Genomic DNA, 24,196 nt, shown 5'->3' on the forward strand with positions numbered 1-24,196 from the left:
ATTTGGGGCAAATAAAATCGGCCAGGGCTCCAAAAGACCTGGCCTTAGAACTTTACTCTCGGATATTTAACCTGAAATATGCCTTAGAACTTTCTTTTGCATTAATCCTAGTTTAATTACAAAGATTACTCTTCCTTTGTAGTCACTTCTTTAGTACCAGACCCTCTTACTTGGCTGCCAGTATCTCTTTCTTCACGCCCCTCTACTTTAATCTTATAAGTTGTGTTTGGCTTTAAATTAAAAATAGTATACCTGACAGGGTCATTCACATTGTCCTGAAAGCTACTAACAACCTCTGGCGGTTCGCCTGGCGCAGCATATTCGATTCTGTACCAATTAGCCTTATTAACCTTGGGCCATCTCAAGGAAATCGTATTAGAGGTGGATGAGGCTGATATCTCTACACGCCCTGCCATATTCTCGTCTATAAACATGTTTTCCCTTTGACAAGAAGAAGACATAATTACAAACACAACTATGCAAGGCATTAACAGGGTATAAATAACTTTCATGTTCAAAAGAGTAAATAGCAATATAGGAAATATAAGGTCAATATAACCACAGGGACAAACTTAAATATAATTCATATAAAAAATTTTATCTGTAGCACTTATTTCATACACCTATTCTAATTTTTTGGCACATCTCCCTTAATAAATTTCATATAAGCCAAAAAACAGACGATCAAACGCAAACGCACAGCAAATCAACGAAGCTGATCAGTAAAAAAGTGTTTTGCTTGCAAAAATTTAATCCAGATCATGCAAAGAAATCTGCGTATTTTCCTGACCAAGCATAGAGGAGCTTTGGCTATAAGTATAACCACTGATTGAAAAAACAAAGCTCTCTTAGTATACTTATACCAAGAGGGCCATAGAGAACAAGTTATTATAATCTTACTCAGCAGTTTCTTTAACCTCAGTCAAAGGAGAACAAACAAGGCATCCATTATCCATGACCGGTACCACGGAATATAGGTCTTCCGTCAAGCAGAATTCAATATCTTTTTTAATGTTCAGCTTTTTCAACCTTCTAGCATGCGATGAATTTGCCAAAAAGCCATTTAAGTTTTGCTTAGCAAGCTTATACAAAGATAGCGCAGCCATTGCAGCGTCATTGTCTGCAAAGAAAGAATCCTGAAGCCCCTCTACTACAGCCCCTGCAAAAAGTGTATCTTCGAGGTTGACCTTTCCTTTCCAGCCGGCACACAATACCAAAACATCGTTAGGTTGATTTTCTAGGTATTGAACAACAGCAGATTTGTTGAGGAAAGCCCCTGCAATAATTTCAGAAGCACCTGCTGATTTAGTTATAGCAAGCGTACCATTGGTAGTAGTCACCACGACAGTCTTACCCGACAACGAGGGATCCATATAACTAAAAGGGGAGTTGCCTATATCAAAGCCCTCCGCTTTTTTACCATCACGCTCTGCCGCTGTTATAAAGTTTTTGCTTTTCCAAGCCAAACACTCTTCCAAAGTTGCTACTGGTATAATCTTTTCAACACCATGAGCAATTCCAGAAACCATGCAAGAAGTTGCCCGAAGCACATCAACAACAACAACAACTTTCCCTTTTACATCATATAAATGCAATAATTCAGGGGTAAGGCAAACATCAATATTACGCATATATCTTCCTTATCAATAATTAATTCACAAAAGGCAACTTGACAACCTTGGCCTTTAAAAGCTTATTTCTCACACCTATAGAAATTTCTGTATCAGCTTTAGCATAGGCTGTTTCAACATAGCCTAACCCTATTCCTTCAGACAAAACAGGCGATTGGCTACCAGAAGTTACTTGGCCAATCACATTTCCATCATTACTGCATATTTCATAGCCTTTCCGAGGAATGCCCCTTTCCATCATCTTAAATCCAACCAACTTTCTTTTAACCCCCTGCTCCTTCTGTGCCAAAAGGCTATCTTTAGCGAGAAAGTCTTTATTGAATTTGGTAACCCAAGCTAGGCCAGCTTCCAGGGGAGAGGTGGTTTCATCTATATCGTTTCCATACAAACAAAAGCCTTTTTCAAGGCGCAAAGTATCACGGGCACCTAAACCACACGGCTTTACCCCCTCAGGTTTTCCTGCATTAACTACCTCCTTCCAAAGCTTTACAGCAGATTCATTAGAAACATATAGTTCAAAACCACCTGCGCCGGTGTATCCGGTAGCTGAAATTATAACATTATCAATACCCGCTATAGCCCCCTTTACAAAACTATAGTAAGGGATTTCTTCAAGTTTTATCTCAGTAAGTTTTTGAAGAATTTCAGTAGCTTTAGGCCCTTGTACAGCCAACAAAGATAGTGTATCCGATTTGTCAACAAGGTCCACAGAGGCGGGCTTATTGTCAGTTAGGAAAGAAAAGTCTTTACTTATATTTCCCGCATTGACTACTAGCATATATTCGTTTTCAGCCATTTTATAAACCAGCAGGTCATCAACAATACCTCCGTTTTCATTGACCAAGCAAGCGTATTGAATTTTGCCAGTATGGAGGCGGGAAACATCATTGGAAATGACATTCTGAAGAAAATCCAAAGATTCTGGCCCAGACACAAAGAACTCGCCCATATGCGATACATCAAAAATTCCTGCTTTATCGCGTACAGCAAAATGCTCTTCCAACTCGGAAGCATATTTAACAGGCATAGAAAACCCTGCAAAAGGTACCATTTTAGCGCCCAATTCTACATGTACATCATGTAAAGCAGTCTTTTTCAGATCGATTTCTTTGTTGTCCATTCTAAATATAATTATAAAAGTAGAAAATTAGTAGAAAATAAAAAAACTAAAATTCTTATGGAGTGTTTTTAAATAAGTCAAGCTGTGTAGAAAACAAAGTAAAAGACTTACGGTGAAGAGGGGTAATACCATGTTCTTTGATGGCTGCGATATGTTTTTTGGTCGCATAACCCATATTGGTATGCCAGCCATATACAGGGAACTCTTCCGCAAACTTTGTCATTAGGTCATCGCGATACGTTTTTGCCAAAATAGAAGCTGCTGCAATGGAGAAGAACTTAGAATCCCCTTCCACAATACATTCGTGGTGAAAGTTTTTATAAGCTTTAAACCTATTTCCATCTATCAATAACAAATCAGGTCGGCACTTCAGATTGTCCAAAGCTTGATGCATAGCCAAAAATGAAGCGTTTAGAATATTTATTTCATCGACCACTTCACTGGACACCTCTGAAACATGATATTCTATAGCTTCTTTAATTATTTCTTCACGAAGGGTTTCCCGCAACTTTTTTGACAACTTCTTTGAGTCTGTCAATAAAGGGTGAGAATAATCTGGAGGCAAAATCACATAGGCAGCAACAACAGGCCCAGCTAGGCAACCTCTTCCTGCTTCGTCGAGACCCGCTTCTTTAAAACCTTTCGTATGGAAGGATCTAAGCATTTGTAAGATTAAAATGATTAGTAATTTAAAATAAAATTATCCTTAATTAACCTGAAAAACTAATGAAAATTTCCTTCTTTTAGTATTTTTTCGAATTAAAATCATCAACTTTCGGGCAAATAATTTTGTTAGATTCTAAAACACATGCTTTTCTGCACAAGAAAGCATGAAAAGCTGCTGAAAAGCTAGTTTAACCTGAATTATACCGATAGATTTCGTCACAAGGAGCAAAATGCCAATAAATCACGTTTGAGTCACCAGGCATAGCAGCGCACTATGGTTAAGACACAAATGTGAGCGAAGCGACTGATTTGAAGTTAAGTTCTATTGCATATTTCAGGTTTAAGCCTGATTAAAAAAACAGGAATTCTAAAAAAATTTGTACAAATGATAGATGAAAGTTTAAATCCATGGACCACTTTGTCCACTAAACCAATTTATGAAAACCCATGGATTAGTGTTCACGAGCACCAGGTATTGAACCCAAACGGCGGTGAAGGGATATATGGCGTTGTCCAGTTTAAGAACAAAGCCATTGGCGTTGTCCCTATAGATAAAGACAATTACACTTACCTTATAGGACAATACCGCTATCCGTTAAAAGAGTACTCTTGGGAAATACCAGAAGGTGGTGGGCCTTTAGAGGTTGACCCATTAGAATCAGCCAAAAGAGAGCTAAAAGAAGAAACGGGATTTTCAGCAGCTAAATGGACTTTTATTCAAAGATTTCATACTTCAAACTCCGTCACCAATGAAGAAGGGCTTATTTATCTGGCCGAAGAGTTGACAGAAGGCGAAACCGAATTTGACGATACTGAACAGCTAGAAATAAAGAAAGTGCATCTTTCGGAAGCTGTAGATATGGTCATGAACAACCAGATCACTGATAGTATGAGTGTCGCGGGTATTCTAAAAGTAGCACGTATGAAGGGGGTATAACCCCTTCGCTACTTCTTCACCTGTAGCACCATGTTTGGACGAAGCCTATACAGATCCATCTGGTTCATCTTGATCAAATCTGTAGCAGAGAGGCCAAAACGCTGTGCAATTGTCTCAATTTTGTCTCCTTTTTGAACTATATACAACCTCCCCGAATCAACATCTTTTTGATCGACCTCGCCTGTTTTGACCTTCAAACGTTGACCTATAACCAAGTTGTCAGAAGCTAGATTGTTCATCTTCTTCAACTCTTCTACACTCAGCCCGTACAGCCTTGCAATAGAGAAAAGCGTATTGCTAGGCAAAACTATATATACATTTTCTGCAGGCGCATGCATAAGATCATCCGAGTTAATATTCATCCTAGCCCTGGTAGAAGGACTGATGGCATGCATAGTAACAGGGGCTATAATGTCTGAATCTTCAGATCTTTTCACCCTCAAAGGCCGAAAAGCTTTTATGTCACTACCCTTCAAGTCATTCAGCTCCTTAATTTCGTCTACTGTCATGTTAAATTTCTCGGCAACTTTTTCTATAGTTGACCTAGGCTCAATAACATAAGCCATAGTAGAGGCCTCAAAGCCAGGCCCTCCTATTATTGAAAACTCAACCCTTCTGTTCAACTGCCTGCCAACAGGGCTATTGTTTGGAGCAATAGGGTTGTTAAGCCCCATAGCATTCACCACAATGGCACTTTTTTCAACACCTTTAGAAATCAAATATTCCCGAGCAGCCGTACCACGTTTCTTTGACAATATTTTGTTATAATCTCCTGAGCCAATGGCATCCGTATTGGCATTCATTTCAATCTGAATTTCAGGGTACTGCTTATAATATTCAACGAGTTCGTTTAAAGTCCTTTTAGCCTCTGGTCGAAGGGCATAGCTATCAAAATCAAAATAAATATTCTCAAATAAAGTTTTAGTAGCTTCTTGGTCAGACTTTTTCACATGCACATCTTTCACAACATACTCTACCTCCGTGGTCACTTTCACTGCATTTTTGACAGATTTGCCTTCTTCCTCTTCTTCTTCGTCCAATAACACCTTATAGTTCTGGTCTGAAGGCAAGTTTTCGAATCGGAACTTACCATCATCATCCGTACTAGTGGACTTAATCCTCTCACTCCTTTCGTTCGTAAGCGCTACCTCTACATCAGCCGCAGGGCTCTTATCTTCTGCTTGCAACACTGTACCTAAAATAGATATACTCTTAGCTGTTCCTACAGAGTCCTGATCCACATAAGCAACAAGGGTCTCATTACTAAATAAATTGAATGTGTAAATATCATCACCACCGGCACCGCCTTCCCTATTAGAAGCAATGTATCCTTTTTTCTCCCCCATTACATAGTAGAAATCATCTCTATTAGAATTGAAAGGCAGGCCAACGTTTTTAACTTTAACCGAATCATCTTCAAAGAACACGTCTTCACTTACCATAAAAATATCTAAGCCGCCAAAACCTTGGTGTCCATTAGAAGAAAAAAACATAACTTTTTCATCTGGATAATACCTAGGGCACATATCAATAAACATCGTATTAATACCTTCGCCCATATTAACGGCTGGCCCCCAATCGTCTTTACCACTAGAAGTGCTGTACCATATATCGTGCATACCTAACCCTCCTGGCCTTTTGGACACAAAAAACATGGCGTCGCCTTCAGGAGAGACAGACGGTTGCGCATTCCACTCCCCTTTCATGTTAATGTTTTCATTTAATTTTTCGGGTTTTCCCCATTTCCCATTGGCAAGTTTGGTAACATAAATCGCACAGTTAAACTCTTCATTGCCATCTACTACTATGCGTTCATCGCAACGGGTAAAGTAAAACTTGGTGAAATCACCATTAAAGCTTCCTGCACTTTCATTGAACTTAGAGTTCACTATGTCAAAGTTATCTTCATTGCCCTTTTTCACCCAGCCATCTTCCGTTTTTTCGAATCTATAAATGTTACTAAATCCTCCGCCGAGCATGCCAAACTCCTTCCCACCTTCCTCAATTCTGGAAGAAGTAATAACAATGATCGTATCATTGATATTGATGACCGGAGCATACTCAGAATATGGAGTGTTTACCGGAGGAGGTATAGGCTCGAATTCATAATCTCTCTGAGGTTTGCTCATTTCATGCAAAGCTACTTCACAGCCAAGCGCCTCTTGTTTGGCCTTTTCCTTATAAACTTCAGCCTCTAAACTATAATCCTTATACTCAGAGCGGAACTGTTCAAACTGCGTCTGCGCTTCTTCATATTTGCCGTTGCCTTTTAGCATTAGAGCATAATAATACCTAGCAAGTGGGTATTCCTTCAAAATAGTTTTAGTGGCTATTTTATAATATTTCTCAGCATTTACATAGTCAAAGTGCAGCATATAAGATTCAGCGGCCTTTTTAAGAGCAAAACTATTATCGCTGTTAAATTCATAAGCCTTCTTAAACTCCCTGGCTGACAAATAATAGTCTGCATTGGCAAAATGCTTTTTCGCAGCTTCCGTTGCCAGTTTGCTTTTTCGGGCTGCTACCCTAGCCTTCCTTTTGCTCTTCTTACCTTTTTGAGCATAGCTTTCATTCACCGCAAAAAAGCATACGGATAAAAAAATCAGCAATATGTTTCTGAGTATGCGCATCCCTACCTGCTATAATTAAATTCTTGGGGTATAAAATCTTTTCGTAGTTCCCACTCTTGGCCTAGTGATTCTGAGAGAAATCTCATAAGCTCCTCTGCCAATAGAGTTGTGACGCAGCGAAGTGTTGTTTACGTCATAACTAAACGCTAAGGTGTAGTATTTATTTCCAAAACCCAATGCGCCGATAAAAGAATCAAAAACCCTATACCAAGCGCCGGTGATAATTTCAGAAGGAGCCAGTACAGATTCTCCCTCAGACAAAATAAAAGTTAAATACAAACCTCCGTTATACTGCATGGCATTGCTTTGCCTTGCAACAATAAAATTGGGCGATATATTGACACGCTCCGACAAATGCCATTCAATGCCACCATGCATTTTATAAAGTGTCGGCAATCGTCTGTGCTCTCCTTCCAATAATGACTCGTTGGGCCTGTTTAAATGGTAAGCAGACAACCCAAAATAACCACTTACATTATGTACCGAATAATCCCTTCCTGCATTATAATAATAAAGCAAGCCCGCAGATATATCGGGAAAAATAGACGATGAGGCAAATCCGCTTGTTTCAGGGTCAAGTGTTGGGTCAAAACCATTTTCCCCATCAGGGTTATATTGAGACCCCCATCTAAGATCTGAGAAACTTAACCGCCTTTGCATAACACCAGCTTGTATGCCCAATGTCAAAGACTGCATTTTATATTCGCTCAGATAAATATTCCAAGCACCGGAAATATTAATCCCGTTTGTCTGAAAATGTGTAAGCCCTGATTGGTCATTGTATAAAGATATACCAATACCACCAGAATGGTTTTCTCCTTCGTCTGTATATATAGGTTTTATTAAAGAAACTTGACTGGTTATATAAGGATCTGTCACATTGCGCCATTGCGTCCTATAGTTAGACCCTACAGTAAGCGAAGGTTCTATACCAGCCAAAGCAGGGTTCAAATACAAAGAGGATGCATAATACTGAGAAAATATAGCGTCTTGTCCCATAGAAACACTACAGGATAAGAGTATACCTCCCAATGCCAGAAAAATACTTTTCCGGCCCCTACTAAACAAAAAATGATTATGCATAAACAGTTTACCGGTTTTGAACCTCAATAATTCTTAAAGTGGCTTTCTGCCCTATACGGCAACAAGGAGAAATAGGTTAAAATAATATTTTTATCTGTATGTAAGAGCTTTTATAAATGTTGTACAAAAAACATATCAATATTTATACTACTTTTGCACTCATGAAAGTCCTGAAAAGAGTTTTCTTCATTTGGTGTACCCTCTGGTTTTTGGTGGTATTTTTACTGCTATACCCCTTTTTCTTTATATTCTTACAATCAGAGAAAACATACCCTGCTGCACATTTTCTAAATAAAGTGTGGGCATACATGGTATTTATTATTTGCCTTACACCTTGTCATACAGATTTCCGGTTCAAGTTAAAGAAGAACAAAGCTTATGTTTTCTGTCCCAACCACACTTCATACCTGGACATTCCGACCATTTGCTTCTCCTTATCAGGGTTTTATGCTTTTATGGGCAAGGACTCGCTTGCCAAAGTACCCCTGTTTGGATACATGTTCCAGAAACTATATATCCCAATTAACAGAAGAAGTAAGGTTAATGCGTATAAAAGCTATTTAAAAGCTTGCAAAGCCATCGACAACAAAAGGAGCTTGGTCATATTTCCTGAAGGCACCATTCCTGATGAAGGAAGCCCTCGTATGATCAAGTTCAAAGACGGGGCTTTTAAAATTGCCATTGAAAAACAAGTACCCATTGTTCCGGTTACCATACCCCATAATTGGGAGATTTTGCCAGACCTTAAAAAAATGCATGTAAATCTGCTCCACAGAATGCGGGTAATTTATCACGAACCGATAGAAACAACCGGTATGACCTTAGAAAACATAAAAGAGCTTAAAGAAAAAACCTATCAGGTCATTCACGAAGAACTAAAAAAATATAATAAACAATTGGCTTAACCTGTTATTCATTTAACATTTTTAAAATTATGAAAATCAATATTGAAACAATTAGGAAAATCGCCCACTTGTCAAGATTAGAGTTGAACGAGAAAGAGGAGGAATCTTTCTTCAACGACTTCAATAAAATCCTTGACTGGATGGACAAACTGAACCAAGTTGATACAGAAAATGTTGAACCCCTAATTCATATGTCAGAAGAAGTAAATGTTCTGCGTGAAGATAATGCTGTAAATGCGCTATCACATGAAGAAGGGCTCAAAAATGCGCCCAAAAAAGACTCTGACTATTTCCGTGTGCCTAAGTTTCTTGGGATGGAGTAATACATTAAAAATAATATTCTAACATGAATCTTTTCTTCTGGAAAAAGTGGAACAAACCTTATAGTAATTTTTACATCTTTCTATTTTCTATTTTTCTCCTGTCCTTGGCAGGCTTATTAACTACAGAAATCCTTGGAAATTCTGTAGTAATAGGGTGGGAAACCATACCTGCCTTAGACAGTGTAAAAGTAGTTCTGGACTCCTTCTCTCAATACTTGCTAACCTTTAGCGTAGAAGCAGATGCCTACCTGTTAAATGAAAAGTTCCAAGGCGCTGACGTAAAAATATACCCTGTTTTTTCTTATGCATTTTTAGGTCTGGTGCTGTTAGGCATCCTCACATGCCTGACACTGATCACTTACATGGACCTGTCTTGGTACATTATAGGCATGATCTTGCTTATGTTGTATTTTGCCAGTATGCAAATGGAGCTATTAAAAGCATTTGGCCGTTCTGACCACTTGGTGCTTGCTTCTGTCATAGTTGCCTATAGTGCTCTGAGTTACTACTTTCAGGCATTTAACAAAAACGTTTCCTTTTTCAGTAGGCTAGGGCTTTTTGTCCTATTAACATGTGGCGCAGGAATAACCTTATCGCTTACAGCCCAAACAGAAGTGCCTCTTCTATATTTAGCCAATTTCAGCATTGGGATACCCTTAGTGCTTTCCGTGCTTTTCTTCCTGTTCATATCTTTTGATATTATCAAGGCATTCCTATACATTACAACAGACTCGGCTAACACTACAGGAAAAAACAACTTATTGAGCTTTTCCTCAATTTCAATTTTATACCTTATCAATATCTTACTTTTATACCTGAGAAAGTCAAACCTTATTGATTGGGATATTCTATATTTCAATGCCTTTTACATTTACATTGTTGCCGCAATACTAGGGATTTGGAGCTATAAAAAACGTTCGGTCTTATTTAAAGATGTTATACCTTTTGCCCCAAATGGCGCATACTTTTACCTAGCTTTGGGGATAATAGCAAGCTCAACCATTGCCTTTGCTTTTATTACTGGAAATGATCCCCTTGTTGAAAGCTTGGAGTACTTTATCATTTATACGCAACTGGCGTTTGGAAGTATCTTTTTTATTTATGTGATTGTAAATTACTACGACATTTTCAATAAAATACCTGTCTACAAAGCTGTTTATAAGCCACGAAGAATGCCTTTCTTTATGGTAAGAGGCGTAGGGTTTATCATAGCAATGGCCCTTTTCCTATACAACAGCAAGTCTGGTTATTATTTAGCACTTTCAGGATATTACAATTTGGTAGGAGACGTTTTTAAGCATGAAGGTGAAAACACCTTAGCAAGACACTACTACCATGAAGGAATGGTGTACCACCACCCAAACCACCGTTCTAACTACTCTTCGGCAAAACTCGCTGAAGCAGCAGGCAAAAACAACAAAGCTATAGAGTATTACGAAAGGGCGAACATAAAGAAGCCTATGCCTCACGCATTTGTAAACCTTTCAAACCTCTACCATAGGGAAGATATGTATTTCCCTGCCCTATTTAAATTACAATATGGCATAAAACACTTCCCGAAGAGCGCAGAATTGAACAACAACTTGGGTATCCTTTACAAAAAAACAGATATAGCAGACTCTGTTGTTCACCATCTACAGTTGAGCCGTGCCAATACCAATAAGATAGTCACTCCTTTGAGCAACCACCTTTCATTCTATTTAAAACAAAGAAATGTAGTTGCTGCGGATAGTATAAGCCGAGACAGTAAAGAGGTCAATGGTTTAATATGGGAAAATAACAACCTAGCATTAAGAACAAGTCAAGGAAAAGTTTCTGAAAAGGTATTTAACACAGGCTATTTTAGTGACAGCACCCTGCAAAATACCAACTTCTCATATCTGTACAACTTTGGACTAAATAAGTTTAACTCAACAGACACTTCTTTCTTCAGTTTGTATAGAAAGCTCATTTCACACCCAGAAAATGAAGTTTACCTAGAAGACTTAAACTTAATAAAAGGTTTGAGAATGTGGTACAATGGAGATAAAGCTGAAGCTAAGAACATGCTAGACCTGATTGCCGGACAAGACTTTGTCAGCAACCCAACAGTCAGCAGGATGGTTGCTAACCTACTCATTAGAGAAAAAGCATATAAAGCCGCGGCCAACTACTTCAGAAAACTTAGTACCAAAGATGGGCAGGCCGCTTACATGAAATATTTACTCTGTGAAGTGCTGGCAGGTGAAACAGAAGAGGCTATTGAAGGGTTTTCAAAGCTTAAAGAAAGCAAAGATCCAAATATTGCAGAACTTAGCGGTAACATACACCTGATACTTACCACAGATACCCCTTCGGAAGTGTTGGATTGGGAAGAATCTTTGAGGTACCAGTATTTGGCATTTAGAAAGCAGGATTTATCCGAAACAGACATCCTTTCTATATATAGCAGCATCAAAGATACTTTTATAAAGCAGATGTCTACTGCTATCCTCATGTCGGTATATATTGAGAACGAAAATCCACAAAAGGCACTAGATTTATACAACCAATTAACCGAAGAGGAGAAAGAAAACACTGAATTAAACCTTCAGTATCTAAGAACCCTTGTTTATTTAAAAGAGGTTGAAAAGCTGGCCAACATTTATGCAACTATAGACCTTGAAAGAGAAAATGAAGACTTCAGAATATTTTTAGAAGGCTTTGTTGCTCAGCATCAAGACCAAAAGGATGAGGCAGAAAAGGCTTTTTCAAAAGCTGTAGAGCGCATGCCTTTCAATGAAGAGGTTATTATACATGCAGCAGACTTCTTCAATGCAGAAAACGAAAGACTTACGGCCTATGAGGCACTGCTCCGTTCTGTACGTTTAATGCCAGAGCAAACAAACCTACTAAAGGCGTATGCACTACAATCAATCAGAATGAACTTAAGCACCTATGCAGCATCCACTTTAAAAGACTTGGAGTACCTTTTATCAGAAGAGGAGTATAGACAGTTCGAAAAGATATACAATAAAGAACTAGAGCAACAAGAAGATTAAAAACCCGGCAGCATGAAAATATATACGAAAACTGGCGACAAAGGAAAAACTTCACTGTTGGGCGGGACCAGAGTTTCCAAATCAGACGCTCGCTTGCACGCCTACGGAACCGTAGATGAATTGAATTCTTGGATAGGGCTGATTGCAGACTTGGCTGCTCAAGAAGAAACTGCCATTTTTCTAAGAAATATTCAGAACACGCTTTTTGTCATTGGCTCTAAGCTGGCTGCTGGCCCAAACAATAAATATCCCTTACCAGAACTAAAGAAAGAAGAGACAACAGCCTTAGAAAATGAAATAGACAGGATGAATGAAATATTGCCAGAGCTAAAGTCATTTATTTTACCAGGCGGCCACAGTACTGTTTCCCATTGTCATATAGCGAGAAGTGTTTGCCGGAGGGCCGAACGCTATGTAGCTGAACTTGCCGACACCAGTCCCGGTGCCGAACCTATCTTAGTCTACCTAAATCGACTTTCCGACTACTTGTTCGTGCTGGCACGGAAGACCGCTTTTGACCTAAATACGCCTGAAATACCTTGGAAAGTGGTAAATTAATTCCAAATTAATTTATTTACGCTTAAATTTGCTTTATTTTGCAAAGATGAAAATCTGTATTCACGCATAGCATAAATTTAGCAGATGAAAAATTTTGATGTTTACCCGCTTTTTGAAATTGAACCTGTAAAAGCTGCAGGGTCATGGCTATGGGATAGCAATGGCAATAAATACTTAGACCTATATGGAGGTCATGCTGTAATATCCATTGGCCACACACACCCACATTATGTTGAGAAGATCACAGGTCAATTAAACAAAATCGGATTTTATTCTAATTCAGTTAAAATTCCTTTACAGGTAGAACTGGCAAAAAAACTGGGAAAACTTTCTGGTTACGACGACTACTCACTGTTCCTTTGCAACTCTGGTGCAGAAGCCAATGAAAATGCCTTAAAAATGGCCTCTTTTCATACTGGCAAGAAAAAAATCATTTCCTTTACCAAAGGCTTTCACGGCCGTACATCCCTAGCAGTAGCTGCAACGGATGGCCCATCTATGCAAGCTCCGGTAAACCAAACGGAAAACACCATACTGCTTCCTTTTAATGACATAGAAAGCCTCGAAAAAAACTTTAATGATGAAGTTGCCGCTGTAATCATAGAAGGTATACAAGGCGTAGGGGGTGTTAAAATTCCTACCAACGAGTTTCTAAAAAAAGCCCGCGAACTTTGCGACAAGTTTGGAGCAGTGCTTATCCTTGACGAAGTACAATCTGGCTATGGCAGGTCTGGCAAATTCTTTGCCCACCAACACTCCGATGTCAAAGCAGATATTATTTCCATGGCAAAAGGTATGGGCAATGGTTTCCCTGTAGCTGGTATAATATTAAGCCCTACATTTAAAGCAGTTCACGGCATGCTGGGAACCACGTTTGGGGGTAATCACTTAGCTTGTGCCGCTGCAATAGCTGTATTAGATGTTATAAAAGACGAAAACCTGATTTCCAATGCGGAAAACATCGGAAACTATCTAATGGAAAAAGTCAAGACACTCAAAGGAGTAAGAAGTGTCAGAGGCTTAGGTTTAATGGTAGGTATTGAACTGGAAATACCGTGTGCAAGTGTGAGAAAAGACCTTCTCAATGAGCATAACATGTTTACCGGATCCTCATCGGACAAAAACACCATACGGATTCTGCCTGCACTCAATGTCCAGAAAGAAGAAGTAGATTTGTTCCTGCAAGCATTTGAATCTGTTTTATCCAAAAATTTAGCTAAATAAATGAGACATTTTATCTCGATTAAGGACGTTGAGAACCTTCCGGAGCTGGTAAATAAGGCACTAGATTTCAAGAAGGATCCCTGGAAGCATGCGGAATTCGGCAAGCACAAAACCTTAGGCTTAATTTTTCTGAACCCAAGCTTGCGTACAAGGCTTAGTACTCAAAAAGCTGCCCAAACACTAGGCATGAGTATAATGCTGATGAACTTTGACAACGAAGGTTGGGCTTTAGAAACTGAAGAAGGTGTGGTAATGAAGGGAACGTCTGCTGAGCATGTGAAAGAAGGGGCGGCTGTAGTAGGGCAGTATTGCGATATTATTGGTGTTCGATCATTTCCCAAGCTTAGAAGCAGAGACGAGGACTATTCAGATGTCATGCTGAGCAAATTCATTCAGTATGCCAATGTACCTATTGTAAGTTTGGAATCGAGCATCTTGCACCCCTTGCAATCCTTAACAGATTTAATGACCATTGAGGAATACCGAACAGTAAAGAAACCCAAAGTTGTCTTGACCTGGGTACCGCATTTTAAAAGCTTGCCTCAAGCGGTGCCTAATTCATTTGCAGAATGGATGAACCATCCTGACGCCAATGTAGATTTTGTCATTACCCATCCTCCTGGATATGAACTAGCAGAGCAGTTTAGGGGCAAGGCAGAAATCATTTATGACCAAAACGAAGCTTTAAAGGACGCAGACTTTGTTTATGCCAAAAACTGGTCTTCTTATCACCAGTATGGCAAAGTGCTCACTACTGATAGCAGCTGGGTTATTGACAACAGCAAAATGGATTTGACCAATAATGGCAAATTCATGCACTGCCTTCCTTTAAGACGAAACCTTAAAGTAATGGACGAGGTGCTTGATGGGCCACAAGCCATACACATTCAGCAGGCAGCCAACAGAGTCCATGCAGCACAAGCCGTCCTAAAAAAGATGTTAGAAGATAATTTCTAAAATATGGATACAATAAGAGTTATTAAAATTGGCGGGAATGTTATTGATGATGATGCTACTCTGAAAAAGTTCCTTAAAGATTTTGCTTCTGTAAAAGGCCCAAAGGTTCTTGTACACGGTGGAGGCAAAATAGCCACAGAAATCAGCAAAGGCTTAGGAATTGCAGCCCAAATGGTTGACGGGCGACGCATTACAGATGCTGAGACACTACGTGTTGTTACCATGGTTTACGGAGGACTGATAAACAAAAAAATAGTCAGTCTACTGCAATCCTATGGGTGCAATGCCATGGGACTGACCGGAGCAGACGCAAATGTTATCAGTGCTGACAAACGCCCCCTTAAAAACAACATCGACTATGGATTTGTGGGCGATGTAAAATCGGTAAATGCTGAAACACTTTCTGTATTATTGAAAGCAGGCATAACACCGGTAATGGCACCTTTAACCCATGACGGCAATGGAAACATGCTCAACACAAACGCAGACACCATTGCGTCTACAGTAGCTGTTGGCATTAGCAAGCTTAACCCAAGCGAACTAATTTACTGCTTCGAACTGCCAGGAGTTATGCGGGATATCAATGACAAAGATTCCGTTATCAACCAAATAGACGGGGCTTTATATCAACAGTTGAAAGAAGAAGGTGTGGTGGCCAAAGGAATGATTCCTAAAATGGACAATTCTTTTGATGCCATTAAAGCAGGAGCCGAATCTGTCACTATCTGTCACGCAGATGACCTACTTGCCATTCTTAATTTAAATGAAAGAAAAGGGACCAAACTGGTTCTTAAATAAAAACGAACATATTTTTATTATGGATATTGCTAGTTACAAAAAAGATGCTATTGAACTTCTGAAAGAACTCATCAAAATAGAATCTTTCAGCAAACAAGAGGACAAGACAGCAGACTTGATCGTTCAGTTTCTGTCCGATAGAGGCATTGAAACTCATCGCAAAATGAACAATGTATGGGCTTTCAACAAGTATTACGACCCGAAAAAGCCTACTATCCTATTAAACTCACACCATGATACCGTTCGTCCGAACTCAGGCTACACCAACGACCCTTTTGACCCTATTGTAAAAGACGGCAAACTTTATGGTTTGGGTAGCAATGATGCTGGCGGATGCCTTAGCTCACTTATTTCTACATTCTGCTACTTCTATGACAAAGAAGATATGAAATACAATTTTGTCATAGCGGCAACAGCAGAAGAGGAAATTTCAGGCATGAATGGCCTGGAACTTGTAATTCCTGATCTAGGAGAACTAGAATTTGCCATTGTAGGAGAGCCTACACAAATGGATTTGGCCATTGCCGAAAAAGGTTTAATGGTTTTGGACTGTATTGCCAAAGGTAAAGCAGGACATGCCGCAAGAGAAGAAGGCGAAAATGCTATATATCTTGCAATTAAAGATATTCAATGGCTTACAAGTTACCAGTTCAAAAAAGTATCGCCAACTTTAGGACCGGTTAAATTGTCAGTAACAGTTATAAACGCTGGTTCTGAGCACAACGTAATTCCTGACACTTGTAAATATGTAGTCGATATTCGTATCACTGAAATGTACAAGAACGAAGAAGTGCTTCAGATCATTGAGGACAATATTACATCTGAAGTTCATCCAAGATCAGTCAGGTTAAAACCATCCAGTATAGACCCTAACCACCCTGTAGTGTTGGCAGGTATTAAGCATGGCGGAAACACGTATGGTTCACCTACAACATCAGACCAAGCATTGCTAAGTGTCCCTTCGCTAAAAATGGGACCAGGCAACTCAAAAAGATCTCATACAGCCAATGAATTTATTTGGCTTAGTGAAATTGAGCAGGGTGTTGAGAGGTATATTAATATGTTAAGCGAAATAGTTATAAAATAAACTTAACCAACAGGCTCTTATTAAGAGCCTGTTCTTTTTCAAATGACAAAACTTTGGCAAAAAGACAAAAGCGTCCATAAGGATATAGAACGGTTTACAGTAGGCAAAGACCGTGAGCTGGACATATTATTGGCAGAATTTGATGTACTTGGATCGCTTGCGCATACCCAAATGCTCCAAAGCATTAACCTACTTGAAAAGGAAGAGCTTGATATCCTTCACAAAGAGCTAAAAAACATATATAAAGAAATTAAAGAAGGGAAATTTGCTATTCAAGAAGGCGTAGAGGATGTTCACTCTCAAGTAGAGCTATTGCTTACTAGTAGGTTAGGAGATGTAGGAAAGAAGATACATAGCGGCCGGTCAAGAAACGATCAAGTCTTATTAGACTTAAAACTATATACCCGAGATGCCATAAGGCATACGGTAGAAAATATAAAGGAACTTTTTACTGTCCTTGTTTCTCTTAGCAATAAATATAAAGACCACTTACTGCCAGGCTATACCCATTTACAGATAGCCATGCCATCTTCCTTTGGCTTATGGTTTGGAGCTTATGCAGAAAGCCTCACCGACGACCTGCTGATGTTACAAGCGGCCTATCGGGTTAGCAACAAAAACCCTTTAGGGTCTGCCGCTGGCTACGGCTCTTCTTTTCCACTAAACAGGACAATGACCACAGAACTTCTTGGGTTTGACAACTTAAGCTATAACGTTGTCTATGCTCAAATGGGAAGAGGAAAAACTGAGAAAAATGTGAGCGCGGCACTTTCCTCCGTTGCATCTACTTTGGGAAAAATGGCGATGGACATATGCCTGTACATGAACCAGAACTTTGGTTTTATAACTTTCCCAGATGAACTCACTACAGGCTCCAGCATTATGCCCCATAAAAAAAACCCAGATGTATTTGAACTCATCAGGGCGAAATGCAATAAATTACAAGCCTTACCAAACGAAATTTCTTTAATTACAACTAATCTACCATCGGGCTACCATAGAGACCTACAGCTAATCAAGGAAAACTTTTTACCAGCATTTGAAGATATAAATGACTGCTTAAGAATTGCAACGTTTATGTTGGAAAACATCATTGTTAAAGAAAATATTCTTGATGATGAAAAGTATAAGTACCTTTTCAGTGTAGAGGTGGTTAATCAGCTTGTCCTTGAAGGCGTGCCCTTTAGAGATGCGTATAAAAGAGTTGGTTTGCTTATAGAAAACAATGAATTTGCTAGGCCTGAAAATATTACTCACAGCCACGAAGGAAGTATAGGCAATTTGTGCAATGAGCAAATTAAAGAAGAAATGGAATCGATTTACCAATCGTTTAATTTCGAAAAGGCCGACAAGAAGCTTCAAGCGCTTTTAGATTAAAAACCTGGATTATGATGCATTAGATTTCGTTATGAGGGGCAAAAGAACAAAAAATCAGCGTATTTGATTTCAGGTTAAAAAAACAGGAACAGCCAAGTCTTACAACATGTAGGGCTTGGTTCCTTCTTCCCCAGTAAATATGTAGGGCGCGCTGAAAAACGCCCAAAACATTGATCTGTTGATATTTGTATAAGAATTAGGAGGTATGGGTGCAAGGTTTTTTCGGTTATTTCTTATTTTTCCGTGCACATTAAAGTGAGAAGCTTTTAACCCAATACTTTTTTGGGCTAGCCACAAGCGCACAATCTACTTTATGGCCTTACATTCGAAGTATTCCAATACGTCTTCATGTAAGGCCATGCGTATCTTGCACACTTGTGACTTTTTCAGCAGGCCCTATGTAAGCTTAGCTTAAAACATATTTGCGACCTCATCAAGCATTAAAAAAACCTCTTCAAAGTGCTTTCCAGCAGGCATTCCTCTTTTATGCCCTAAACGTACAATAATCAAATCTTTAGAAGGGACATTAATTATATATTGCCCCAAAATCCCTCGTGCATAAAAAACGTTTCCTAGCTTTTTATAATCAGGGATAAGCCACCATTTGTATCCATAAAAGTTAATAGGTTCTCCATGGTTATGAGGGTCATATAAATCAGCAGGACTTATAGATTGGGCTACATAAGCCGAGTCGACTAAACGTTCGTTGTTCCACCTGCCATAGTTCAAATACAGCTTGCCAATTCTTGCAAAATCCCTGGCATTAGAGTTTATACAACAATAAGCTTTTTCTACGCCGCCTTCACCATCCAAGCTCCATTTAGCAGCATGTTCAGCACCTATTGGGTGCCAAATTTTCTCTTCAAGGTATTGACTTATGGGCATACCCACAGCATTTTGCAAAACAAAAGCCAATAGCTGGGTATCAGAACTTTTATAATTAAAATATACACCAGGTTCTTCCTCCACTTCCAACTGCCCAACAGTTCGTTGCAAGTCCGTCCCATAATAAGCTTCGGTGGTGGTTGAAAAAGGGCTGGCATAGGCTTCGTCCCATTCCAAACCCGAACTCATGGTAAGCAAATGTCTGATGGTAATTTTATCTTTTTCTCCCCCTTTATAGTTTTCGAGAAAATCTCCAATAGGCTGATCAAGACTCTTAATTTTACCTTCGTGCAAAGCAATACCTACCAACATACCTACAAAAGTCTTTGCCATGGAAAAAGAGTTAGATAAAGAAGATGGTCCATAGTCATCCCAGTACTCTTCATATCTAATAGAGTCTTCTTTAACAACCAAAAACGCAACCGTTCTTAACCGCTCTAATCCTTGCCTGAGGTTAGGGCTAAGTTCATACTGGTTATATTCTGAAGCCAAAGGCCAAGGTTGTGGATCTGGACTTGCTGAAATTTCCCTATTATGAAATATCCTATAATCATCGATACCTACAAAATTGTACCATAGCGCCCTATATACAAACCTTTTATCAAGTAGAATAATCCCGATATTTACCAACAGAATAAACAACAGAAAAATTAATAAAGCCTTTTTCCACTTCCCAAAAAACTTTGACATATCCGTTAAAAGTCAAATCCAAAAGTTAAATAGTAGGTACTTCCTTGCCTAATCTGTTCTGCTATTCCCCATGCTATATCCATCTTTACATAATAGCCAAGAAACATAGTCCTTACCCCAAGGCCATAACCAATTAGCAGTGGGCTACGATAGTTGGTTACAGTCGCATAAAATGGGTCAGAACCTCCTGCATGAACCTCATCGACCCTTGTAATATTATCGGCATCAAAAGGGTTTCCTCCAGACCAAGCTGTTCCCACATCATAAAACCCAACCAGCTGAAGGTTTCTCAAAAAGTTTGAGCTTACTATTCCCATGCCTAAATAACTGGCTACAGGCAATCTAATTTCCCCATTAACCAAAAAGAATTGATTGCCCCACTGTGCATTATAAGAGTGCCCTCTAAGATTAGTAGCAAACCTCATAAACAGTAAATCAGTAGTTCCAGCTACCCGGTTTATTGGGTTTCTGCTTCCAGATGTGTTTAAATCGTTCATCAGCCAATTATCCATTCCTCCTAACATAAAATTATGAGAAGCGTTTCCGAAGAAATGACCGTAACTGGCCCTTCCTGCCAAAGTCAAAGAGCGATGGATTCTCTTATACTTCCGAAAGTCAGCATGAAATACATTAAAACTAGCATCTCGGTTTACAGGGTTAACATAAGACTCTAAAGAAAGAAGTCCCCTGGTACCGTCCGGCATATTCAATCCGTGTAATCTCGTGTTATCGTAAACATACCTATAGGCCAACCCTGTATACAAACTAACCACATCAGCATTGTACCTTAGAGTGGCAGGATTTTCTACCAGGTCAGTAATTCTTGTATGAACCACAAAAGGAGAAACAGAAATTCGTGCATGTTGGCTAAAAGGGTAAGACACCGTTCCCTCTATTCGGTTCATGGTATACCTATGACCCCCATGACTTCCAAGAACAAATGTTTCTTTATCATACCTTCCCCCAAAATCTACCCTGTGCTTTAAATACTTATATTCTGCATGTAAATTGCTAGTTCTAAAATCTGCAAGTCCAAAAATTCCGGCAGTAATCCTATGGTTATTCATAATGTCAGACATGGTAGCTTGCATGAGTATACCCATACCTCGCCATGGGTCTACCATAACCGAAGAGGTAATTCGCTCTAAGCTAAAAAAGCTTTTATATTTATATGGCCCGTAAACAGGGGCAGGCGATATTTCTAATGGAGCTGCCTCTTCCCCCTCTTCTTCTTCATCATTATTACCTGCTTTTGCAGAGGGCTCTTCCCGCCTCCTCTTCGGCTTTTTGTCGCTCTCAAAATGGTAGTCATGAATATTTATCTCTTCCTCTTCTTCGGCTTTTTTCTTTTCAGGGATTTCCTCATCTACATCCTCAAACTTAAACTCTTCATCAATTTTTATAGTCTTCACCGGTAAGGCCAACTGAGCCCTTCGAGTATAAACAGTATTATATGATTTGTTAAAATCGAAGTTATCATGATACAAAAACCTCCTTTTCCCTAGATGCCTCATCAGGAAAGCAAATGCACCATCTTTTCCAATAGAATAGTCTTCAATATCCTGTTCAAAAGCCGTTACTTGTTTATACGAGCCTTCTTCTGAAACCCTTAACTTATAAAGATTTAGAATCCCCCTCTCATCACAGAGATAAAACACATCGTCATTTTGAGCAAAAGGTTTTATATTGTTGCCAGCGCTAGTAATCCTTTTTACCTGACTTTTGTCCGAAGGTTGGAAGTGATAGAGGTGAAAATCATTTTTTACAGACCGAAATACATAGTCATGATTAATATCGGCAAATAAAGTATCGTCAAACCTGTTAGAGCTAAAAACTATTTCATTTGACTTGCCTATAAAAACAGGGTTATGGTCATCATAAAGGTCATTGGTAATTTGCGACAATGCATTCCTTTGCATATCCAAAATGAAAATATCGCTTTGACCTTCTTTATCGGCACTCATGAGCATGTTTTTCCCATCATGAGAAAAAGTAAAACTATGTATTTGAGTAAAAGCAGGCAATTTTCTTTCGTTGCTTTTCCCAGAACCAACATTGGCCAAGGTCATAATAGGCTTTCCCTTCTTTTCTTCTACAATACCCAACACATGTTCACTTTGCCAAGCCAAAAGAGGGATATTGGGGTCTACACGTTGTTGTACTAACCTTCTTCCACCATACTTGACCACTTTATTCTTCCCCTCTTCAAGGTCCCTCACGATAATTCTATACCGGCCTTCTTTTTCAATAGCAAAAGCCAACCGGGTCTGCTCAGAGTTAATCACTGGACTTTTGATCCTGCTATCGCCACCTAGGTACTTTTTAATCAGTTGCACGTCTTCATCGGGTAGGAAATACTCGTTCTCCAGCTCCCTAGCCATGGAGATATAATAATTCTCCCATTCCCGGATTATCACACCATAAGGCACTCCTATGATGCTTTCTATACTGGTCTCTTCATTACGGATAATTCTAGTTAAAGACATAATGGTAGGCATATAAGTCCTACCATACCTCTTGGAAATAAAATTCCAGATAGATTGTCCCACATTGACAGCCTCTTCACCAGAATATGCGCTAGGGTTTTTAATTCTTTTGTTAAGCACCAAGTCGCGCATATAATTGTCCATTTCCCTGCTCCAACCATGGGCTATATAGGCAGAAGCCCCTTTTACAAACCATTCAGGTAGGCTCAACAAGTAAGAGCTTTGAACAATATCTTTTAAGCTACCGCCAAAAAGCATTTGATTAATAACGACAGACGCAACCCCTCTAAAAATCTCTTCACGAAAGACAGCATGGTTACCGGTAAAAGCCACTTCTACTCTAGCCTTTACAAAATGTGTTTGTCCACCTACCGTATAATGGTCACTTTCAAGACCAATATTGCTTTGCTGCATTTCCATCACAGAGTTATAGACAACCAGCTTTATTTTCCCGTAGTTTGAGAAACCTATTTGTTCGGAAATTCTATTATAGTTTTCTTCTGCATGCCGACCTGCTTGCTTAGCAAGCTCTTTACCATTGCCATAAAAATATATGTCAAAATTAGCAGTAGTAAGCAACTTCCAATTAAACTCCCTATGCTGTACGCGGTTTTGCCCAAACAATGTCTGAGATTGTTGTGCATATACCTTAGTCGCAAAAAGAAAAAGCGTTAGCAGTAAAAAACAAACTTTATTAAAATGCATAATATTTTCAGCTCTGGCTTGCCGGCTTATATAACGTATAAAACCTGCGAATATTAACATCTATATCTGGTTCCTTGTTAAATAAAATTAAATTGGTCAACTCCTCTGCAAAATAAGGAGCCAAAGAAACTCCCTTTGCACCAAGTCCATTAAATATATACATATTTTTTCTTTCAGGATGTGCGCCCAACAAAGGCCGCCGATCCCGAACCGCAGGCCTTACCCCCGAATGATGCGCTATTACCGTAAAAGGTACTTTTAAAATCTTTTCTAGTTTCTCCAGAATTTCTTTTTTCCCTTTTTCAGAAGGGCCAGGATCCGTAAAATGGCGTTCATAGGTAGACCCGGTACGAAACTTGTTTCCTCCAATTGGCACCACAAAAACACCACCTTTATTTACTATTTTATCAGAAGGCAATTCATCTGACTCAATAGTGAGGATATCGCCTCTGGACAAACTAAACGGCAGCCAGTTAAAAAATGGATTTTCAACACTTGCACTGCCTTCACAAAAAATTATGCCTTTGGCTTCTACACCATTCCATTGATACCCTCCATCACTTTCTTTCAAATCATGATATTCAAACGCTCCTTCTTCATATATGTTATGACGCAAGGATTTTTCGTAATAAGATTTCAGCAATACCGGCAAATCGACCCAGCCAGCCATGTCAATTTCAAACCCTCCAAAAGGAGCATGTAAATAGGTATTACAAGAACTAGCGATCGATTCGGAGTGTACAAATTTTTGAATTTCCTTTTCAGACATCCTACCTTCCCAGTAGTTTTGCTCCTCTATAGATGCATAAGGACGAATAAGTGGAAGAGGGTAAAAAAAAGATGTCCCTAAATGCTTTTCAAGGTTTTGATAGAATCTTGTAAGATAAGGAAAAAGCTTCTCTGCGGACCAGGTAAGTACCATTTTTTTGCCGGTAATAGGGTTAAAAATACCCGCGGCTACAGATGAGGAGCAAGTTTTTTTTGCCTGATTGACATAATATACACTAGCCCCTTTTTCCTCTAAGGTATAACCAAGAACAGTACCTGCCAGCCCTTGGCCAGCAATAACAAAATCAAACTTTTTCAAACCTAAAACTATATTTTTTGTAAAATA

General features: G+C 39.1%; 19 protein-coding genes. 10 read left to right on the top strand and 9 right to left on the bottom strand.

Annotated features, from left to right (window positions below):
• Positions 1-125: 125 nt before the first annotated feature.
• The 4 genes from RCC89_20880 to RCC89_20895 all read right to left on the bottom strand — a co-directional run bounded on the left by RCC89_20880 (position 126) and on the right by RCC89_20895 (position 3,415).
• Entirely contained in the window at positions 126-512 is a 387-nt protein-coding gene (locus RCC89_20880; protein ID WMJ75592.1) for a fibronectin type III domain-containing protein, read from the bottom strand.
• 384 nt (positions 513-896) lie between these two features.
• Entirely contained in the window at positions 897-1,631 is a 735-nt protein-coding gene (locus tag RCC89_20885; GenBank protein WMJ75593.1) for a 2-phosphosulfolactate phosphatase, read from the bottom strand.
• Between the two features lie 19 nt (positions 1,632-1,650).
• Positions 1,651-2,751, bottom strand: a complete 1,101-nt coding sequence (gene gcvT, locus RCC89_20890) for a glycine cleavage system aminomethyltransferase GcvT (protein WMJ75594.1) — start codon at positions 2,749-2,751, stop codon at positions 1,651-1,653.
• A 55-nt stretch (positions 2,752-2,806) separates the two neighbouring features.
• Positions 2,807-3,415, bottom strand: coding sequence for a ribonuclease HII (locus RCC89_20895; protein WMJ75595.1), 609 nt, complete (start codon positions 3,413-3,415; stop codon positions 2,807-2,809).
• Between the two features lie 387 nt (positions 3,416-3,802).
• Between RCC89_20895 and RCC89_20900 the strand changes: the two genes are divergently transcribed.
• A complete protein-coding gene (locus tag RCC89_20900; GenBank protein ID WMJ75596.1) occupies positions 3,803-4,354 on the top strand; it encodes an NUDIX hydrolase in 552 nt (183 codons plus the stop codon).
• Between the two features lie 8 nt (positions 4,355-4,362).
• Here the strand turns inward: RCC89_20900 and RCC89_20905 are convergent, their stop codons facing one another.
• Together RCC89_20905 and RCC89_20910 are read right to left on the bottom strand one after the other, a co-directional pair.
• Positions 4,363-6,984, bottom strand: a complete 2,622-nt coding sequence (locus RCC89_20905) for a LysM peptidoglycan-binding domain-containing protein (GenBank protein WMJ75597.1) — start codon at positions 6,982-6,984, stop codon at positions 4,363-4,365.
• A 15-nt stretch (positions 6,985-6,999) separates the two neighbouring features.
• Entirely contained in the window at positions 7,000-8,067 is a 1,068-nt protein-coding gene (locus tag RCC89_20910; GenBank protein WMJ75598.1) for a PorP/SprF family type IX secretion system membrane protein, read from the bottom strand.
• Between the two features lie 308 nt (positions 8,068-8,375).
• Between RCC89_20910 and RCC89_20915 the strand changes: the two genes are divergently transcribed.
• The 9 genes from RCC89_20915 (at position 8,376) to argH (ending at position 18,316) form a co-directional block, all read left to right on the top strand.
• The gene (locus tag RCC89_20915; protein WMJ75599.1) at positions 8,376-8,972 is read left to right on the top strand and encodes a lysophospholipid acyltransferase family protein; all 597 of its coding nucleotides are present in this window, start codon (positions 8,376-8,378) and stop codon (positions 8,970-8,972) included.
• Between the two features lie 29 nt (positions 8,973-9,001).
• Positions 9,002-9,295 (top strand): Asp-tRNA(Asn)/Glu-tRNA(Gln) amidotransferase subunit GatC, encoded by a 294-nt coding sequence (gene gatC / locus RCC89_20920; GenBank protein WMJ75600.1) that lies wholly within the window; start codon positions 9,002-9,004, stop codon positions 9,293-9,295.
• Positions 9,296-9,318: 23 nt separating this feature from the next.
• Positions 9,319-12,315 carry a hypothetical protein gene (locus RCC89_20925; GenBank protein WMJ75601.1) on the top strand — a complete coding sequence of 999 codons (2,997 nt, stop codon included), beginning with the start codon at positions 9,319-9,321 and terminating at the stop codon, positions 12,313-12,315.
• A gap of 12 nt (positions 12,316-12,327) precedes the next feature.
• Positions 12,328-12,873 carry a cob(I)yrinic acid a,c-diamide adenosyltransferase gene (locus tag RCC89_20930; protein WMJ75602.1) on the top strand — a complete coding sequence of 182 codons (546 nt, stop codon included), beginning with the start codon at positions 12,328-12,330 and terminating at the stop codon, positions 12,871-12,873.
• An 84-nt stretch (positions 12,874-12,957) separates the two neighbouring features.
• A complete protein-coding gene (locus RCC89_20935; protein ID WMJ75603.1) occupies positions 12,958-14,097 on the top strand; it encodes an aspartate aminotransferase family protein in 1,140 nt (379 codons plus the stop codon).
• Complete coding sequence (locus RCC89_20940; GenBank protein WMJ75604.1) at positions 14,098-15,054, top strand: N-acetylornithine carbamoyltransferase; 957 nt, start codon at positions 14,098-14,100, stop codon at positions 15,052-15,054.
• 3 nt (positions 15,055-15,057) lie between these two features.
• Positions 15,058-15,852, top strand: coding sequence for an acetylglutamate kinase (argB, locus tag RCC89_20945; GenBank protein ID WMJ75605.1), 795 nt, complete (start codon positions 15,058-15,060; stop codon positions 15,850-15,852).
• A gap of 19 nt (positions 15,853-15,871) precedes the next feature.
• A complete protein-coding gene (locus tag RCC89_20950) occupies positions 15,872-16,939 on the top strand; it encodes a M20 family metallo-hydrolase (protein ID WMJ75682.1) in 1,068 nt (355 codons plus the stop codon).
• A gap of 42 nt (positions 16,940-16,981) precedes the next feature.
• Complete coding sequence (gene argH, locus RCC89_20955; protein WMJ75606.1) at positions 16,982-18,316, top strand: argininosuccinate lyase; 1,335 nt, start codon at positions 16,982-16,984, stop codon at positions 18,314-18,316.
• A 411-nt stretch (positions 18,317-18,727) separates the two neighbouring features.
• Here argH and RCC89_20960 read toward each other — a convergent pair whose 3' ends face one another.
• From RCC89_20960 to RCC89_20970, 3 genes are read right to left on the bottom strand one after another with little or no spacing between them, the layout of a single operon-like run.
• Positions 18,728-19,891, bottom strand: a complete 1,164-nt coding sequence (locus tag RCC89_20960; protein ID WMJ75607.1) for a serine hydrolase — start codon at positions 19,889-19,891, stop codon at positions 18,728-18,730.
• A gap of 5 nt (positions 19,892-19,896) precedes the next feature.
• Positions 19,897-23,082, bottom strand: coding sequence for a hypothetical protein (locus RCC89_20965; GenBank protein WMJ75608.1), 3,186 nt, complete (start codon positions 23,080-23,082; stop codon positions 19,897-19,899).
• Positions 23,083-23,089: 7 nt separating this feature from the next.
• Positions 23,090-24,169, bottom strand: coding sequence for an FAD-dependent oxidoreductase (locus tag RCC89_20970; GenBank protein WMJ75609.1), 1,080 nt, complete (start codon positions 24,167-24,169; stop codon positions 23,090-23,092).
• Positions 24,170-24,196: the final 27 nt, after the last annotated feature.

The sequence above is a fragment of the Cytophagaceae bacterium ABcell3 genome (genome assembly GCA_030913385.1).
GTDB lineage: Bacteria > Bacteroidota > Bacteroidia > Cytophagales > Cytophagaceae > ABcell3.